Source organism: Mesomycoplasma hyopneumoniae J, from assembly GCF_000008205.1.
Taxonomy (GTDB): Bacteria; Bacillota_I; Bacilli_A; order Mycoplasmatales; family Metamycoplasmataceae; genus Mesomycoplasma; species Mesomycoplasma hyopneumoniae.
Genome location: NC_007295.1, coordinates 377,085 through 395,557 on the forward strand (window position 1 = coordinate 377,085; position 18,473 = coordinate 395,557).

Annotated in this window: 18 protein-coding genes; 7 read left to right on the forward strand and 11 right to left on the reverse strand. The window is 25.1% G+C overall.

Features of this window, described 5'->3' with window-relative positions; translation table 4 throughout:
- Positions 1 to 108: 108 nt before the first annotated feature.
- Positions 109 to 1,767, reverse strand: a complete 1,659-nt coding sequence (locus MHJ_RS01680) for an IS1634-like element ISMhp1 family transposase (protein WP_011284084.1) — start codon at positions 1,765 to 1,767, stop codon at positions 109 to 111.
- A gap of 381 nt (positions 1,768 to 2,148) precedes the next feature.
- On the opposite strand from MHJ_RS01680, the gene MHJ_RS01685 reads away from it, so the two are divergent.
- The 4 genes from MHJ_RS01685 (at position 2,149) to MHJ_RS03855 (ending at position 5,185) form a co-directional block, all read left to right on the forward strand.
- Positions 2,149 to 3,144 (forward strand): hypothetical protein, encoded by a 996-nt coding sequence (locus MHJ_RS01685; protein ID WP_014579752.1) that lies wholly within the window; start codon positions 2,149 to 2,151, stop codon positions 3,142 to 3,144.
- A gap of 22 nt (positions 3,145 to 3,166) precedes the next feature.
- Complete coding sequence (locus MHJ_RS01690) at positions 3,167 to 4,495, forward strand: hypothetical protein (RefSeq protein WP_020835684.1); 1,329 nt, start codon at positions 3,167 to 3,169, stop codon at positions 4,493 to 4,495.
- Positions 4,485 to 4,838 carry a hypothetical protein gene (locus MHJ_RS01695; RefSeq protein ID WP_011206170.1) on the forward strand — a complete coding sequence of 118 codons (354 nt, stop codon included), beginning with the start codon at positions 4,485 to 4,487 and terminating at the stop codon, positions 4,836 to 4,838. Before MHJ_RS01690 ends, MHJ_RS01695 begins: the two co-directional genes overlap by 11 nt.
- 170 nt (positions 4,839 to 5,008) lie before the next feature.
- Positions 5,009 to 5,185, forward strand: a complete 177-nt coding sequence (locus MHJ_RS03855; protein WP_237697241.1) for an alcohol dehydrogenase catalytic domain-containing protein — start codon at positions 5,009 to 5,011, stop codon at positions 5,183 to 5,185.
- Between the two features lie 422 nt (positions 5,186 to 5,607).
- Here MHJ_RS03855 and MHJ_RS01705 read toward each other — a convergent pair whose 3' ends face one another.
- Positions 5,608 to 7,080 carry a hypothetical protein gene (locus MHJ_RS01705; protein ID WP_044284633.1) on the reverse strand — a complete coding sequence of 491 codons (1,473 nt, stop codon included), beginning with the start codon at positions 7,078 to 7,080 and terminating at the stop codon, positions 5,608 to 5,610.
- Positions 7,070 to 7,717: a hypothetical protein gene (locus tag MHJ_RS01710; RefSeq protein ID WP_044284634.1), complete on the reverse strand. Its 648-nt coding sequence runs from the start codon at positions 7,715 to 7,717 to the stop codon at positions 7,070 to 7,072. The genes MHJ_RS01705 and MHJ_RS01710 overlap by 11 nt, the downstream gene beginning before the upstream one ends.
- 536 nt (positions 7,718 to 8,253) lie before the next feature.
- On the opposite strand from MHJ_RS01710, the gene MHJ_RS01715 reads away from it, so the two are divergent.
- Positions 8,254 to 8,490: a hypothetical protein gene (locus MHJ_RS01715; protein WP_044284635.1), complete on the forward strand. Its 237-nt coding sequence runs from the start codon at positions 8,254 to 8,256 to the stop codon at positions 8,488 to 8,490.
- Between the two features lie 131 nt (positions 8,491 to 8,621).
- Here the strand turns inward: MHJ_RS01715 and MHJ_RS03860 are convergent, their stop codons facing one another.
- The 7 genes from MHJ_RS03860 to MHJ_RS01750 form a co-directional block, all read right to left on the reverse strand.
- A complete protein-coding gene (locus MHJ_RS03860) occupies positions 8,622 to 8,972 on the reverse strand; it encodes a hypothetical protein (protein WP_237697242.1) in 351 nt (116 codons plus the stop codon).
- Positions 8,954 to 9,292 (reverse strand): hypothetical protein, encoded by a 339-nt coding sequence (locus MHJ_RS03865; protein WP_228365424.1) that lies wholly within the window; start codon positions 9,290 to 9,292, stop codon positions 8,954 to 8,956. Before MHJ_RS03865 ends, MHJ_RS03860 begins: the two co-directional genes overlap by 19 nt.
- A gap of 98 nt (positions 9,293 to 9,390) precedes the next feature.
- Positions 9,391 to 10,812: an Eco57I restriction-modification methylase domain-containing protein gene (locus MHJ_RS01725; protein WP_044284636.1), complete on the reverse strand. Its 1,422-nt coding sequence runs from the start codon at positions 10,810 to 10,812 to the stop codon at positions 9,391 to 9,393.
- A gap of 168 nt (positions 10,813 to 10,980) precedes the next feature.
- Positions 10,981 to 11,868 carry a hypothetical protein gene (locus MHJ_RS01730; protein ID WP_044284637.1) on the reverse strand — a complete coding sequence of 296 codons (888 nt, stop codon included), beginning with the start codon at positions 11,866 to 11,868 and terminating at the stop codon, positions 10,981 to 10,983.
- 1,033 nt (positions 11,869 to 12,901) lie between these two features.
- A complete protein-coding gene (locus tag MHJ_RS01740) occupies positions 12,902 to 13,810 on the reverse strand; it encodes a hypothetical protein (RefSeq protein ID WP_011284096.1) in 909 nt (302 codons plus the stop codon).
- A gap of 207 nt (positions 13,811 to 14,017) precedes the next feature.
- Complete coding sequence (locus MHJ_RS01745; RefSeq protein WP_011206179.1) at positions 14,018 to 14,245, reverse strand: hypothetical protein; 228 nt, start codon at positions 14,243 to 14,245, stop codon at positions 14,018 to 14,020.
- Positions 14,246 to 14,447: 202 nt separating this feature from the next.
- Positions 14,448 to 15,080, reverse strand: a complete 633-nt coding sequence (locus MHJ_RS01750) for a hypothetical protein (protein WP_011284098.1) — start codon at positions 15,078 to 15,080, stop codon at positions 14,448 to 14,450.
- 412 nt (positions 15,081 to 15,492) lie between these two features.
- On the opposite strand from MHJ_RS01750, the gene MHJ_RS01755 reads away from it, so the two are divergent.
- A complete protein-coding gene (locus MHJ_RS01755; protein ID WP_044284638.1) occupies positions 15,493 to 16,557 on the forward strand; it encodes a hypothetical protein in 1,065 nt (354 codons plus the stop codon).
- Positions 16,558 to 16,626: 69 nt separating this feature from the next.
- Entirely contained in the window at positions 16,627 to 17,274 is a 648-nt protein-coding gene (locus MHJ_RS01760) for a LemA family protein (RefSeq protein WP_011284100.1), read from the forward strand.
- Between the two features lie 536 nt (positions 17,275 to 17,810).
- Here MHJ_RS01760 and MHJ_RS01765 read toward each other — a convergent pair.
- Positions 17,811 to 18,257: a hypothetical protein gene (locus tag MHJ_RS01765; protein ID WP_044284639.1), complete on the reverse strand. Its 447-nt coding sequence runs from the start codon at positions 18,255 to 18,257 to the stop codon at positions 17,811 to 17,813.
- Between the last annotated feature and the right edge of the window lie 216 nt (positions 18,258 to 18,473).

The window sequence follows — 18,473 nt, forward strand, 5'->3', positions numbered from 1 at the left end:
CATAAAAATTTAAACCCGAGTTTCCCAGTTTGATGAGATAATTTTAAAAAAGTGTCCGGTTTCCCGCGCTTTTTTAAGTTTTTTGCCAAAAGTTAATTACCTATTTTTTTACTGATTTATTAAGATATCAAAGTAGAAATCATACCTATTTCAAATATTGGGATCACTAGGAACACCATCGCGATTTTTAAATATCATTTGCTGATCTAAAGTGTTAAATTCAACCCTTTGCCTTAATTTTTGCAACATCGTTACTAAACCAACTTCAGTTAATTGACTGTTTGCAAATAACTTGTTATCACTAATATGCTTGTTGATTTTAAAAATTATAGTTTTTAAAATAACTAATGAGATAAAGCACAAAAATGTATGAGCTAGGATATGATCATCTATTCTTAAAAATACAGGACGAATATTCAATAAACCTTTTAGACTTCTAAAATTAGCTTCAATATTTCACTGTTTTTGGTATTTTTCAACTATGTCTAAGACATTTAAATTTAGTATATTTGTTTCATAGACATAGTAACCATCAAATTGTTTGTCCTTGTCAATTTTACTTTGATCTAATTCAAATTTCATATTTGAAATTTCCCTAAAATATTTAGGTTTTTTACCAAACAATTTGTTTACTTCAATAAAACCATCTTTATTTTGTTTTTTAATAAAACTTTGGATTTGCTCTTCGCGAGCCTTGCTGTCTTTTATTGCTCTTTTTCTACTGTAAGTAATAATTCTTCTTCTAATATTTTCAGTGTATCTTTTATTTTTATAAGATGAATAAAATTCTTCTTTTTTATACTTAAAATCTGCATTTAGATCAACATAATCGCTAGGATCTAATAAATAATTTTTAAATTTTTGACTGCCTATCTTTGCACGATAAGAAATAATGAAATTATATTCTTTTGATTCAAGAAATCGAATATTTGCAGCAGTGGACATGCCACGGTCAGCAATTATTGTCATATTTTTGATATTATATTTAGATTCAATATCTAATACAAAAGGGATTAGGGTACTAGAATCGGCTGTATTTCCTTTAAAAACTTTAATATGAAAAGGAATGCCATTTTTATCGCATGCTAAAGCAATGACAATTTGATCTTCTTTGAATTTAGCATCTTTAGAATAGCCAGGAATTCTTAATCCATTTCTTTCAAATGTCTCAAAATAGACTGTTGATGAATCAAAATAAAATTCATTGTCCCTTTTTCCAAGCTCGCTTATAACCATTTTGTTAAGACTATCTAAAAGTTGATTTTGTGATTCATAGACAAGATCTAAGAGTCTATAAAAGCTATTTTTGGAAGTATTTATTTGATTTGAGTAATCATCCTTTTTATCAAAAGCATTAATAATGCTACCAGGATCAGTAATTCGCTTTGAAATTAAGTAGTTAAAAATTTGTTTCATATTTTTATGCCTACTTTTAGGAAGTGATTCAAAAATATTGTGCTTTTCTATAAGTTTTTCAATTAATTCCCCACCAATAAAAACCGAACCTTCGATTATGGCAGAATTTTTAAGAGAATCAAGTAAAGTAGTCTTGATTTTATCTTTGTCATCTAAATTTGAAAATAATTTCAATTTTTCTTTGATAATTTGAATAGCATTTGGATTAATTTTTTCCAAAGTTTGCACATTTCCTATACTAAATCAACGTTTTGGAGCTTTCCCATAACCTTGTGTTCAGCCAACATATTTATATATTTTATCTTTTGAAGATCCTCAAACATTAAACAAAATCAAATTATGCTTTTTCATAATTTATAATTATACCATAAAATTACTTTAAAATTGTAATTAATTGTAATTAATAAAAATTAAGGTTTTACGGGTAAAAAACACCGATTTACGGCGATTTCTGCATATTCATATTCACTAAAAAGTGAATTTTCGCCATCAAACTGGGAAACTCAGGATTAGATTTCTATTTGAAAAATCCATAAAAATTTAAAACACAAAATTATAAACACTCCCAATCCAACCAGTTAATAAGCTTAATCAATGGTTTTCCTATAGTTTTAATAATATTTTTTAAAAAAATTTGATAAAAAAATAGTTGAATTTAGATTATTAATTTGATTTATATATGCTATAATTTTTTAATTTAATTTAAACCTAAAACAATTTTTCGGGGACAAAATGCATATAGATTTACATTTAAATACCAAAAATGATTACAAAAATTACTCATATTATCAAAGCTCTAATTACTATTCAAATGGATGAAATAGAAAACCTAGCAGAAGTGAAGTTTCTGATTTTATAAACGAACTAATGAATGAGGCTAAAAAAAGTGCAAAAATATTTGATAAAGAAATGATTTTTTCAGTGTTAAGTGATCTTGAATCTAAAAATATAGAAGTTGGTTTTAATATTAACTCACAAAATACAAGTGATTTTAATAGAGTTTTTTTTAATTATTTAGAAAATAATCAAGGCTCAAGCTTTGACAAATATGTGCTTGAGTCTGATTGAGAGAATTTATCTTACTGACTTAGAACATTTGTTGAGAATGTTTTAACATACAAGTATTATTTATCGAAAATATCAAATATTATTTCTACAGTTATTGGGCTTTTGAGTGGAAGTTGGTTTATCGATAATGCTATTAATTTTCTTTTTGGTGTAGACACTAGCGATCCTATCTATGCTTTTGGATTATCTAAAATTTTAGATAAATCCGAAATCAAAACGCCAATGGCAAAAATTAAGGAAGCATTAAGCAAAAGTGGGTTAGACGATAAAATTGTTCAAAAATTGTCGTCTAAGTTTTCTTGGGCTAAATCAATTAATCCTGCTAAAATCGGGAATATGTTTCTGTTGTTTACATCTATTTTCACTTCAGCAGAATCTAGCCAATATCAAGATAGAAATGGTAATCTTGATTATTTTGTCCAAAAAGCAAGAAAATTAATAGATGGGAGACGTTCTATTGGTAAATTAGCGTTATTATTGAAAATGATCGATTACAAGGTATATGATGTTCCCTGATATCGTTTTTTAGAACCAAGTGTTTGATTCTTAATTAGCGGAACCAGAAAACTTTCTTCATTAGTAGAAGAAGTCTATAAACGTTCTACTGATAAATATATAAAAGAACTTTATCAAGAATATTTAAATCCTTCATATTATTAATGTTTAATAAAAATGGTGTTTAATGAATATATCTAAGCATTCAATAATTTTAAATAATTATGTTAAATTTTCAAACTCTTATTTTATTAAAAAGGGGCAAAAAGAACAGCAAATTCTTACACTTTCAATAATTTCATTCGTCTTTCTTATCATTTTTTTTATTGGGTTTGGCCTGCTTTGAGAAAAGAATATATGATGATTAGGTCCTGCAGTATTTTGGCCCTTACCCTTTGTTTGACTTTATTTTGTTTTAGGTATTTTGCTTAGAAAAAAATTTGTTGAGTATTTTGATAATAATTCCATTCTTAAATCTATAAAATTTTTAAAATTATTTTTAATAAGCCGCTTGAGTTTTGGGCTTTTGTATAAATTAAGAGATGAAAATTTTGAGAAATATTATAAAAAAGCCAAAGAATTAGCAAAAATTGACCCCTCAATTGTTTTTTATGGCTCATTCGCCGAAAGTATGACTTTTTTAAAATCTCGTGAAATTAACGATCTAGATTTTTGCTCAAGTTCTAATTTACGTTATGATTTAGGGATTAAAAAAACAACAATTCTTGATAATAAACAAATCATTGACCCTTATATTTATAAAAAAAACGATGAATCAACGAGAAGTGAGGGACTTAGTTTTATTTTTGTACCAAGAAAATATCAAACAAATGTTGAAAATTTAACAATTACTTCATCAGTTTACCAAATTGCAAATAAAATTAATAGATTAGTATTACTTCCAAGTATGATGAATTTGAGTGAAAATTATAAAATTAAATTCAAAAATACAATAGATGATTTAAAAGAAATTTCCAAATTTAATTTGCCTTTTACAAAAGCTAAACTTTGTCAATGTTATTTTGATGCAATTTTGCAAAAAAGCCAATATATTTGTGTTTTAAATCAAGATAAAATATTAAATAATATTCAAAAAATTGATTTAAATTTATTCATTGAAAATTTCACTGAAAATGTCGAGTTAACCTTGGAAAATCCGTTCACAAACTATGGAAAACCCTTCAAAATTTCCGTTTTAGAATTGATAAAAGAATTTGAGAATGACACTAAAATTAAAAATTTACGTCTTGCATTTGATAATGATTTTCATAAATTTTTTAACGATATAATTTTGCCTGATCCTCATTATAAATCTGATTTGCCATTGCTCGAATTTAGCTCAAAACACGAGTTTAATATTTTCAAAGAAAAACTCGGAATAAGCAATTTATCATTAAATTGCTTAAGCCCAAATTTAGTATTTTCATATAAAAATGATCATAGCATTGATATTAGGCATATTTTTGCAATTTTTATTGCTAAGAAATTTAAGGAATTAGAGGAAAATGAAAAATAATTATAAAAAAATTTCCTTATATTATAAATCAACAACTCCCTTTACATACATCATTTTTCGCTGATTTATTTTAGCAATAGTGGTGGGATTAATAGCAGCAGGAATTTATTTTTGGGATAATTATGACCGTCTTCCGGTTCCGCCATATATTTATGTTTTTATTCCACTTTGTATTTTGGTAGTGCCTTTGTTTTTACAGACATTAATAAATTCTGTTTATTTTTTTGTTAGCCCAAAAATTCTTGGTAAATTATTAGAAAAAAATTGGTTTTTATGATTAAGCACAAAATTAATGTCAAAATCTCGACTAAATAAGGCAGAAATTTTACGCTACGTTGACTAAAAAAATTTTTCAATAAAAATACTTATTTACTATAAAAAAAGTTATATAATTATTTATGCAAATAATTATATACGAGGTCATTAATATAAAAATGAAAGCATTAGTTTACCGTGCCGATCACAGCATTGCCCTCGAAAATGTTGTCAAACCAGTTATACAAAAACCAACAGATGCAATTGTTAGAGTTACCAACAACTATTTGTGGTACAGACTTAGGAATTTTTAAAGGGAAAAATCCTGAAGTTGCCTCAGGTAGAATTTTAAGTCACGAAGGTATTCGGAGTGTTTATAATTTTGTGTTTTTCTTAATTAATTTATTCAGTGATCCAATTGAATTTATTGGATAAATTGATTGTCTTAATTCATATGGATAATTTAAAAAATGTCTTTGTGAAAATCTAAATTAGTAGAAAAAATTCAGACAATTAGTTTTTTATCTATGATTTTGATTCCACTGTCTTTGTTAATTTTTGGCATTCTATTTTTAAAAAATCTAAATAAATAACTTATATCATATAAAATTTAAGCTCTTATATGAAAAGCAATAGTTACATTTTCAAAATTAATTTAGATGCAAAATTGGCTCATTTTTCTTGTTTTTTGCCCCGCAGAAACAAGTTAATTATTTTAGATTTTAACTTTATATTTTTTAGATTTTTTTTCTAGAAGTCTAGAAAAGTCTATAAAAAGGTTGCTTAAAATGCAAATGAGTTTTTACCACAAACTACAAATAAAAATTATTTGCCTGATTTTTTTTACTAATTTAAACTTATATGTAGTTTTTTTCTTTTGGATCTTCTTCATATTTATCTAAATAATTGTTTTTTAAATCTTCAATTAGTTCAAGTCGGCTAACTTTTTTATCAAAAACGACATTTTTATCCTTAGGAAAAGCCAGGATTTGGAAGGCCACTTTATCAAAACTAGATTCGGGACTTCTAACAAAATTTAGTGTTAAATCCGTTTGAAAAATTGCTGTCAAAAAAATATTATTATTTTCTGTTTTTCTAAGAACCAATTTTTCTCATTCCGCCCTTTTTGAAAAATTAGTAGGGGGCGATATAGGCTGGAGAACCCCTCCTCAAAATGGTTCATAACCAATTCGCTCCCAAGTTTCGTAAATAAAAATATTATTATTTTTTAGAAATTCATCAAGTTTTTCGCTGTTTAGAAATTTTTCTTCAAAATCAGAAATTAAATCATTTTGGTCAAGTTTTAATTTAGGATCTAATTTTAAAATTCGGTCAATAATTGTTGTCTTAAATTCGTCAATATTTTTAATAATTACATGTTTTTTTGGTAAAAAACTGTTAGATCAAGGATTAATTTTATTTGTAATTAAATCAAGAATTTTTGGCTTTAAAGTTTTAATATTATTAATTTCTTGGCTAAAATCGATAATATTAAACATAAAAGAGGGGTAAGAAGTACTAATCTTGTTTTTTGATAAATTGTACTTTTTTGCGAGTTTATTATAAATTTTTCTAGCTTCTCCTTCAATTAATATTTTCTTTCTTTTATAGTCTATATTTTTATCATTATGGCCAGTGTAAATTTTTTCTTCAATGTTCCTAAAGGTGATTGTTTTATTTTTAGGGTAGACTATAACATTAAAAAAAGGTGAATCTTTAAAAACTACAGCGGGCTCAATTAAATCTGCATCTATAATATAATCTGGTGTAAATCTTGTGGCTATAATGTTTGAAAAACCATTTTCTTCAAAATAATAGTGGGTAACACGAGTTGGCATTCAATAGCTGCCACGCTCGCCTATTATAATATTGTTTTTTTCTAAGACTTTTTCAAGAAGCTCTCCTTTTAGAAATTTGTCTTCAAATTCTGACTTGAGTTCAGAACTATTAACATTGGCAATATTAGGATTATTTTTTATAATTTCTTCAGTTCTATCAACAATATTTTTTTGAAATTGCTCTAAATTTTCAATTGTTATTCTACTTTGTTCACCAAGGAATAAAAATTTGTCCCGTTGTTTTTCGGGTTGATTATAAAACAGATTTAAGGCTGAAAAAGTACCATTTTTTGCATTAAATTCTTCATAATGCTTCGCTAGTAAATTTAAAAAATAATAAGAATTATAATTTTCTGGATTGTTAATTCCCTCATCTTTGTTAAAAATTTGCTTAACAATAAAAGGAATTAAATTTCTGCAGGAAGTTAAAAAAAATGCCGGAATTAAAAGGGTTATTCCCAAAAATTTACTAAGGATTAGTTTATTTTTCATTATTAACCAAATAAGAAAGTGCTAATTTATCTTCAACAGAATTATTAAAAGTTACAGATTTAAATTTTTTGATATAAAGCCGATAGTAGCCTGATTCTTTTGCTCTAAAATCAATTAATTCATCATTGCTTTTAATACTTGTTGACCAAGAAACATCAATTCAATTATTGTTTGAATCAAGTTTTTGCAAATACAAATCATAATCTGAAACCCAAGTGTCATTTTGATTTTTTTTAGTAGCTTCTAAGTTTAAACGTTCAGAATTAATATGTGTTTTTGACCATTTGTCAAAGTCATTTTTATATTTGTCCATCTTAGCTTTTTTGAATTTTAATCTTGATTTTTCTATTTTTTTAATAAATTCAAGATTAAAATTACTTATTTCTTTAGATTCAGTACTCCCGAAATTAGGGTTTAACAATAGTTTTAATTCGAATTGATTATCAAAATCATCAATTTTTGGCGAGTTACTTAACTGTTTGGCAAAAGGTTCTCTTATATCGATTTTATTACTAAAATTTGAAGCATATCAATATTTTTTAGTATTAAAATTTATAAGAAAAGAGTGATATATTAAAAAAATTGATGGTCAAAACATCAATAATAAAATTATTTTTTTAAATTTCGCTAATTTCATTTTCATACCCAATTAAAATTATTTATAAACATTATAACATGTTTTATGTTTTTAATTTAATTATATTCATTTTATTATCGCTTTAATTTTTTTATTGAAAACCCGACTTCTACTTTTAAATAAATATTTATCATTATACTTTTATTAACAAATTATGACTAATAATCATGAGCTTTATTTATTAATAATTTGCAATATTCTAAAAAATTTTAAAATTCTCACAATAAATTATTGGCCTTTTGCCACATAAAAAAAATAAAATTAAACGAAATCTAAATTAGTATATTAATTTCAGACACATTCGAAAAGAAGGTGAGTCAAAATGAAACAATAGAAATTCACAGTTGAAGACAAATTTAAATATATCAAAATTGCTGAAACCAAAGGGTTAAAAATTGCAATTTTGCATTTTGCAGAAAAATTTAGAGAAATTTACAAAAACAAATCTAAAAGTAAAAATGCGCATAAAGAATGGATTTTACATATATATGGTAATAATTTGATAAGAAATTGGAAAAAAGTTTTATAATAATGGTATGAAAAGTCTAATAATTGCTCGTGGGAAAAACAAATCTCAATGCAGACCAAAAAAGGAATATACAATTAACGATCTCTCTGAAAATGATCGTGGAATTTATCAAGAAATAATGGAGAATGTTCTTAGAAGATCCGGAATTGACCCCGCAATTGTTCTTGAAGAGCTCAAAAAACGAAAACAAGAACTAGAACAACAACAAAAGCAAGAACAAGAAAAAGATAAAATGGAAAATTAAGTTAGTATATAAGCTAGTTTTCTGAATTTTTCTACTAATTTTTAGGAATTTCTACTTAATACTTTATATAAAATAGCGTGTTTTTACCTTCGTTTAATAGAAAAATTCACAATTTAAAAATATTCAAAAACTTAATTTCTTACATGACCTTTAATTAAATAACTGATTCTATTAATAAAATCATCATAATCATTTATTATTACTGAATTTTGAATTTGAGTTTCTATTGGTTTTAGTATATTTGAAAATTCAAAAGCATTGAAAGGATTGTCAAGGTGAAAATTAGCGACCGTTTTATAATCTTCAAAATTTTCAATTTCATTTATATTATTGTGTTCAGAATTATTTTCTAAATTTAAGCAAACAAAATTGATAATTACAATTAAAACTTTATTAGGTATATGTCTAAAATCTGATTGATTTTCAGTTGAAAGTTTTGCATATTTAAGAAAGTTCTTATAATTTAATTTAATTTTCCCCATTTTTTATTAATTCTATTTTTAGAAAAATAAGGAATCTGTTCAAAAATAATTAAGATCTGAAAATATAATTTATCATTTTGACTACGAATATTGGCAGTTTCTCCAAGCATATTTTCAAAATAATTTATTGAATTTTGTAAATAATTTTGCACAACAAACTTAAGACCTATACCAGCAATTATTTCGTTTTTATATTCAATTCCGATATCTACTTTTTTATCATAATACCGACCGATCATTTTAGCTTCTTTTTGAAATTGATTTCCGCTATCAACACCTAATGAATATATTTTAAAATCTTGCCCTAAGTTTTGCGACATTGAACTAGCAACAAAACTATGAATTATCTTTATTTTTTCAGTTGATCTTGACGAACCTTTATGAAGATAAGTTATAAAACTTTCTTTAATTTTTTCATTTACGTCCCTAACATAAAGTCTAAATATTTTTTAACATCTTTTGTTGAAAAAGTATAATAACCACCATTTTTGTACTTTCCTAATAATTCTACAAAGTCAAGAAAAACTTTACTTTGTAATCTTTCAGCAATTGATTTATAGTCAATTTTCTCGCTTATAATGTAAAAACCACTATAAATACAGGTGTTTTTTTGGATTAAACTTATTTTTAAAGGTCTGTTTTCCTTGACTAATGAATTTAAAACCAGTCTTTCTTTATCAGTGTCTGAAATAGCTTGTCTTCGACCAAAACTATACCAAAAATTTTTATTTGAATGATCAAAGCTACGTTTTTGCAGTTTTTCCTTAAAAAAACTAAGGTGTTCAAAAATTTCTAACTGCTGTTTTAATTCAGAATCTGAAATAATTTGGAAATTTTTAGTATTATACGGAAAAATGATTTTTGCCCATTTTCCATTTGATGCTTTTAAAACGGGCAAAATATATTTAGAATTAAATTTAAAATCGCCAATAAAAACTGAATCAGCCAAGGTTGCCAAACCATTTTTGACACTAATATCACTTTTTTTCTTGTTGTAAATAATTTCCTTTAGAAAAGATAGCTTTTCTGGAGTTGAAAAATAAAAATTCTTATCTAAATAAAATTGTTCATATTCTAATTTAGAAACAAGAAAAATTGAATTTGTTTTATTATCAAAATTAAAATAATCGACCACTTGTTTTCTAGCTGATTTATCAATTGTGAAAATCGTTGTATAAGTTGTTGCTTTAAAAAATTGGTGATGTTTATGATCAACAACTGATTTTATGATTTTATTTTTGTATAAAAATTCCCGAAAAATTGAGCCTGCTTTGGATGTAAAAAATGAAGATGGACTAATATAAGATAAAATTCCATTTTTACTTAACATTTTAATACCAATTTCATAAAAAGCAAGGTAAATATCTGTCATACCAATTGTTGGAAAATTAAAATTTTTCAACAATTTATTATTATTTAAATTATGAATGCGAATATAAGGTGGATTTCCGACAACAAAATCCATTTTTCCGTTAAAATGTTCAATTTCAAGGGTATTTTTAGCTTTAAAATCTCAGTTTACTCCTTCAATTTTATAATTTTGAACAACTAAATTTGCACGGAAAATGGCATTTTTTATATGTTTTTCTTCAATATCAATGCCATGAATATAAGTTTCTAATTGATGTTTAAGCGATTTTAAATTCGAATTTTCTCTAAAAAAAGCTTTGCAATAACGTTCAATAATTTTAACTAAAAATTGACCATTACCACAACTGTTATCAATAATATGTTTTTTAAGTATGTTTTCTTTGTAACCAGCTTGATCTAAAATAAGGTCAACCAATAAATCTGGTGTAAAAACTTGCCCATTTAATTTTTGACTAACATTCTCATGCATAAATAAACTTTTATTTCTTATTTTATTTTAAATTACGAAGTTAATATAAAATTATACCAAAAATTAGCAAAAGTTATGCATTCAAAATCATTGATAAAAACTAATTGTCTGAATTTTTTTCTACTAATTTAAAGTTAAAATTAGAACATTCTTAAAACTTTACAAAAATTAAATTTTAAATACAAAAAATTTAATTAGGCGTTCTGGAGTAAGCCGCACTATAAAAATAGCGAACAAAATTATACCAGTATAGTTGATGATTAAGCGAGAATCATCAAGTAGTGTAAAAGAATAACTTAATATTCAAAACGAGTATCAAAACGTAATAAAATTTATAAAAGCTGAAAATAAATAAATAATTAAGAAACGAACTTGCCGTTTTTTAATAATAGGATTTAAATCAGCGCTTTTTGTATTAAATGAGAAGACATGTAAAAATATATCTAAATAATAGGAAGGCAAATATACTTTTGTAGTTAATTCCAAACCTTCAATCATAACAAAAATATTTTCAATGATTTTATCAGGGTTATATCTATCTTTTTTGCGTACGTTGATTCAAATATAAACGTTTTTTTCCTTTATAAGATTATAATTTTTTTCAAAATCAAAATTAGCTAAGAAATCAAATTGCTTATTTATATCTAATTTACCTAATTTTTTTTTACATTTCTTTATTAGGTAAAAATTAAAAATTTTTTGGAAAAAACTACACAAATATGAATAAGGCAACAACAGGAGCGAGTAAAAAATTGCTTCGATAAAATGTCGAAAAAAGTAATTATCAAAAATTTTTGCATTAAAATGAATTAAAAAATCAAATTTAAGCGTAAAAATTAGTATTAAAATAATTAAAAAAAATGGTAGTGGATAACTTATTAAAAACAGTGTGAATAGCAAAACAAAGTGTTTGATTGTTTTTTTATCAGGATTAAATTTGAATACAAGAAAGGAGAACAACCTAAAATACAAAATATTACCTAAAATAGGAACTTTTGAAAATTCTCTAGGAATTTTCAAATTAATAAATTTTTCAACAGTTAATCAGAAATACATTTTTACAAAACAAATTTCCTTGAATTAAATTAATAAACTGGTTAAACAAGTCTAAGAATCAAACATTTTGTCTTTAATAATACTATCAAAAAAATCAAAAATTTATTCTTCAAATAGTCAAAAAGTTATTCATAATTTAGGATAATAAGCCACCCAGGGTATCGTGATATAACCAAAAAATATAGTAGAAAAACTAGAGAGTAATAATTGTATTGTTTCGTTATTAGTATCATTTAAATTGCCATCTACTTCAGATATATGTTCCATTATAAAATAAGATATTATTCAAAACGGATATCAAGTTAGTATAAGATGTATAAAAACAAAAGCAAAATAAATGTATAAAAAGATTTTCCAGTTTTTTTTAGGAATATTTGAATTTGTAAATTCAGTAGTGTTAAACAAAAAAACTTCCAAAATTATATGTGCAAAATATTTTGGCAAATTTCAATTAATTACTCACCATCAATATTGGATATAGATAAAAATATTTTCAATTATTTTTTCTGGATTATACCAATGTTTTTTTTCAATACCAATATAAAATTTTCGTTGACATAGAAATTCATAATATTTAGTATAATTAAAATTGTTTAAAAATGGGAATTTATTATTTGCGTCCAACTTGCCAAGATTTTTTTTAACTTGTTTTACCAAGTATAAATGAAAAATTTTTTGAAGAAAACCTGAAAAATAAGAATAAGGCAGAATTAAAAACGAGTAGCCAATTACTTCGATCAAATGCCGAATAAAATAATTATTAAAAAATTTTAAATCTAAATTCCTTAGAAAATCAGCATTATCGGTAATTAACAATATTATTATAATTAAAAAAAGAGGAGTCGGATAACTTATTAAAGAAAGTACTACAAATAAAAAGTAATTTTTTATTGTTTTTTTATCAGGATTAAATTTAAAAACTAAAAATGAAAATAGTTTAAAATACAAAGTATTACTTAAAATAGGAATTTTTAAAAATTTTTTCGGTATTTGAAGGTTTATAAATTTTTCAACTGTTAATCAAAAATTCATTTTAAGGTATAAACTCCATAATTAAGGAAACAAAAGACTGCAAAACATCAAGCCAAATCAAGGCAATTCTAACTTGCGGCGCAACTAAACTTGCAGTGATTAATGTCGCTTTTGTTGTAGATTGCGCACTTTTTATTTTTTTTATTGCTGATCGTGCATTTAATATTGTTTTCAACGATAGCCCCATAGACCCGATTTTAAGGCCTGTTACATACAACTTTGTTTTAATAGCGGATCAATTTTTATCATATACAAGACTATTATAAGCCTGTTTATATTCAACAGAAAGTCAGGTTAAGACACTTCCAGCTGCTGTGCTAGCGCCGGCTTGGGGAAACATAAAAGCAAAGCCATAGGCAACCGCTAGGCCAAAATTTATAGCAGCAAATGAGGCGCTAGTAACATGTTCTTTCCATAATTTATTTGCAAAATCTTCTATCGTCATAGAATTGGGCGAATTATTTGAAAATGTTTGCGGTTTTAGATTTGTTATTTTATTAGCGTTAGGTTGGGAATTAGAAGGTTGATAATCAAATATTTCTTTAATTTTATTGGAAGGCACCCCTTTCTTTTCCAACATTTCTTTGGCAAGTTTTTTTGCATCTAAATCTGGATTTTGCGAAATTTTGTCGATAAACTGTTGAAAATCCTTCTCAAATTTTGAGAAATCCTTAATATAGGGCTTAGAATTTGGGTCAGTTGATGAGAAGGATTTAACATTAATTTGCCTTAGCTCGGTAATTACCTTTGAAGATTCTGATTTTAGTGTGTCCTTAAAATAGGAAGGAAATATACTTTGGTCATCATTAATTGCTTTTTGTGATTTGCTTAAAAATACAAAAGGCAAAGAAACTGCTACTGATCCGATAGTTACACCAAATAAAATTGATAGTTTTGCAAATTTGGTCATTTTTTTTTTTTTTTTTTTTTTTTTTTTTTTTTTTTTTTGCCTTTTTAAGCACTATTATAAGTATAAATAATATAATAAATTCTGTTAAGTTAGTATATCAATTTAGGTTTTTTAATTAATAGGAAAAATTCAGATAATTAGTTTTTATCTATTATTTTAATTATACCACTTTTGATAATTTTTTCTAGCATATTCATTTTAAAAAATCTAAAGAAATAATTTGCCTAATATAAAAACTTGAATTTTTATATGATGGACAACTCTTTCAAGTTTTGAATAGTTATACAAATCAATAAATGAACTTATTTTTTGATAAGTAATAGGTACATTTTCAAAATTTTTACTTCAATATTGATTAATTTTTGCTCCCAAAAGGCAAAAAAATTCAATAGAAATAATTAGGATTAGCCCTATCTTTCTAAGAAAATTTTCCATTTTTCCTGATAAATTCGGCTATCATTTTTTAGAAACAGTCTTAATTTTCTATTTCTTTTTTGGGTTAACGGGATTTATTTTTCATAGACTTATCAAACTTTTTTGCCAATTTATTATTAAATTGTTTCATTTTGACACCTTTTTTTAATGTGTCTGAAATTAGTATACTAATTTAGTTTTTATTTTGAAAAACTTTCAAATTTTACTCAGTTGCTTGAAAAGTATCGTTATTTTGCTCAATATGTCTTGAATTAAAAACAATTTTTTCTGAACCATCATCTTTTCAGAAAATAAATGTGTAAAATTTGCCTTTTTCTAGTTTCTGATCTTGCTCATCTCATCTAAAAACTAAGGGAAACTCAATATTTTCACCTTCAATTGCGGTTGTACGAGCGACCTTAACTTTTAAAGGATCAACTAGAGTGTTGTCAGTTAATGATTTTACCTCAGTAGCATAAGCGCTTCATTTTCCTGTAACACCTTTTACCGGTGAGTGATGCAATTGAAAACGGAAAACACCTTGACTATCTAGTTTATTTTCATTTCTTGCAGCTGGAAATAATAAAGTTCGAATTTTGACATTATCTTTTTTTGGAATATTAAATGGAGCAGAATGAAAGTCGATTGTTTGGTTAGTTTTTTTAGTTTTTGTTGCCTCTTGATTGCCCATTTTTATGGCTTTATTTTTATCTTCTTGACTAGTTTGGGCATCTTTTTTGGTAGTTTCAGGAGCTGTTTGACTTTTATCGTGGCATGATAAAACAATAAAAATAGGCAGTACAGAAGCTATTGGAACAAGCCTTAATTTAACAATTTTTTTTATATTTTTGAACATTTTTCTCCTTTTTTGCTCAGTTTTTTATTTTTTTTGCTTTGAAAAACAAAGAATTTAAATAAACCAATAAGATTTTATAGCCCCTAAATTTAAAATTACTAAATTATACCATTAATTTTGAATTTATTAATGCTTAACTCTAAAAAATTTTATAATTTTGGATTTTAAGAATTTATATGGTATATTTTTATTATAAAATCAAAGGAAAAAATAGCAATAATTACTAGTAAATTAGTGAAAAAAAATTGATAAAAATGGTAAAATCAAAATTATAGATAAAAAGCTAGCTGTCTAAATTTTTTCAACTAAATTAGCCACTTTTTAGCTATTTTTATTGGAAAATAACTAAAAACTGGATTAAAAAAGAGTATTTTTATAATAATTCCTTTTAAAATTGAACCAAGGAGTAAAAATGAAAATAATAAATGATTATTTTAAATTTGAAGACTATAAAAACAAGGCAAAAGCGGAATTTCACCCTAAATTAGATGAAATTATCAAGAAAAAACATTCAAAGTCTCTTGAAAAAGTTGCTGGATTACAAAATGAGGCAAAAAAACTTAATATTACCTCGTCAATTTCATTCTTTTTAACTATGATTGTTATTCTTGTTGCTACCAATACCCAACTAGGATATACTAGCATCATTTTTGCCATTATTCCCGGAATAATTGCAATTGTTTCTACTTTTTACTTAGGATTCAAAAAAAAGGAAATTAGAAAAATCACCGATGAAATTTCAAAAGACGTCCTAGTTAATTTTAGACCAGAAGTTGCTTATAAAGCTGCCTTTTCAATTTTAGATAAAGGAATGGATTATTTAGGTTTTAATGACCAACCTAGCAACAAAATTCAAATTTCAAAAAACGAAATTACTAACCTTACTCCCGTAGAAATAATTGGCTCATCAAGGGCTTGAATTAGTCAAGTTAGACCTCTGAAGGAATTATTAATTGATGAAAAATTCCATGTTAGCTTTACAAATGTCCACTGACAATGAAAAGAAACAAGAAAAAATGAAACTGTGACAAGAGAAAGTTTTACTGGAATTTTAAAAATTGATACTTCAATTTTAGGTGAAAAGGCATTTGATTTTAAACTTTTAAAACCAGGCAGCTGATTTTTTCAAAAAAACAAAGTCAAACTTGAAAACGAGGAATTTAACCAGGTTTTTAGTCCAGAATCAAATGATAGATTGAAAATCAGAAAAATGTATACACCCCTTGCAATGGAACTTTCGCTAAAAAGATATTTTGACCGTGATGGCGTTAAAGTTTTGGATGTTAGCATTGAATCTTTTCAAAATGCGATCTATTTTACCTACAAATGCGACTGAAATTTTATGTATCTTGATTTTCCAACATCAATAAAAAGCCCTGATGACTTTATTAATCATATTTTCAACGATTTTTTGATTGACACTTACAGTTTGTATTATCTTTTGTGTCTTATTTACGTTACTTTGTATTTGGATTAGTTAAAAACATAATATTTTCAAAAAAAATATGGTATAATTTTTAATTTAATTAATATTTAAAGGAAAAAAATGTCAAATTTATACAACCCTAAAAATTCTGCAAATATCGAAGGATTTGAACCTCGAATTGATAATGACTCCAAAAAACCGGTTGTTTCAACAGCGGCTAAAGTTGCATTTTGAACTTTGGGGACATTGTTTTTATTTATTGCTCCAATTTATTACATTTCACAAAAAAATAATTTTATGCGACAGCAGAATTTAATCAATGAATCAGCTGGTACAATCGAAGTTCAACTTGAGCAACGTAGCGCAACTTTATTAAAATTAGCTGACCAAGTTCGTTCATATCGTGAATATGAAAAATCAATTTTAAGCGACATTACAAGATTAAGAAGTTTAAAGTCAAACATAGAAAATGCTCAAGAAATTGAAGATTTAAACAATTCATTATTTGGCAGACTAATTGCAGTAAGTGAAAATTACCCAGAATTGCAAGCATCAAAAATTTATCAAGAATTAATCCAACAAACAGCCTATTTAGAAAGAGAATTGGCGGCTGCAAGACGACTTTATAATAGCAATGTTAATTCTTTTAATACCCAAATTTTTATCTTTCCTTCTTCAATTGTTGCATCTTCGATGAATTTGACAACCTACCCAATGTTTAGCACAAGCAACCAAAATCGCCAAGATGTATCATTCAAAGATTTTTAATTTCTTATATTAAAAACAGACATAATTTCTCAATAAATTTGCAATTTAAACAATAAAAATTTTAGGAATCAAGGACTAAAATCCCACAACAATAATTAATTTTAGATACTTATTGTTATATTTTTATACTAAATACACAAAAAATAATCCTAAAACAGTATAAAATTTAAAAAACACACCTTTAGACAAATAATATCGCTTTTAAATCCAAGAAATATTTGCTTAAATTAATTCTTCAGGTTTCGTGAGATTTATTTGCCTTATTTTTATATTAATTTAAGTTAGATTAGCTCGTTAATTTTCTATTAGTCAAACTAATAATAAAATGTATTTTAAAAATCTAAAAAAACTCTTACTTTATAAGAAAAAAACAAAAAAACCGTGAAATTAAATTAGTAGAAAAAATTCAGACAATTAGTTTTTTATCTATGATTTTAATTATACCACTTTTATTAATTTTTTCTACTAATTTAAATGTTTGGCCTTGCTTTGTTAGAGAAGTGTGATTTCTAATTTTTTAAAACTATTAATGTGACTTATGCATTTTTTGGTGTGAAATTGTCTAATGATTCTCTTTTGTCGATGTAGGCAAAAAATAAAAACATTACCATTGAAAATACATCAAACAATGGTATGAAAAAGCCAATAATTGCTGTAATTTTAATTATTGAAAGTTTTAGTGATTTTGATGAATTTGGTTCTATATTCATAAAAATTTTGTCAGGGAAACTTACTTTTACGATATAACTAATCGTTAAAACTCGGCTTACAATAGTAACAAAAATTCAAATAAACATAGTTGCTATAAGTTCAGAACCAACAATAAATGAGTCGCGATTTGAAAATCATGTGATAATGAAAGGGATAACAAATAAGAAAAATAAACTAGTGCCTAATATAAATTTAAGAAGACGCACTACTAGTGATAAAAAAGTTAGATTTTTAACATTGGCCACTGGTTTTATTGTTTTACTAATTTTCATAATATAATAAATTATACTTTATTCTTGTTTAAAAGTTAGAAAATTATTTTTAAATATTTAAATTCCTGTTGTTCTGTAATTTAGACTTTAAAAATATTGTAAATTTTGAGGTGCAAATGTTTGTTGCTCCAAATAAAATTTGAATAAAAATTCAAAAAATTGAACTTTTTAAATTTTTTGATATAAAAGTTCATATTTTTACTAGATTTTCCTTTA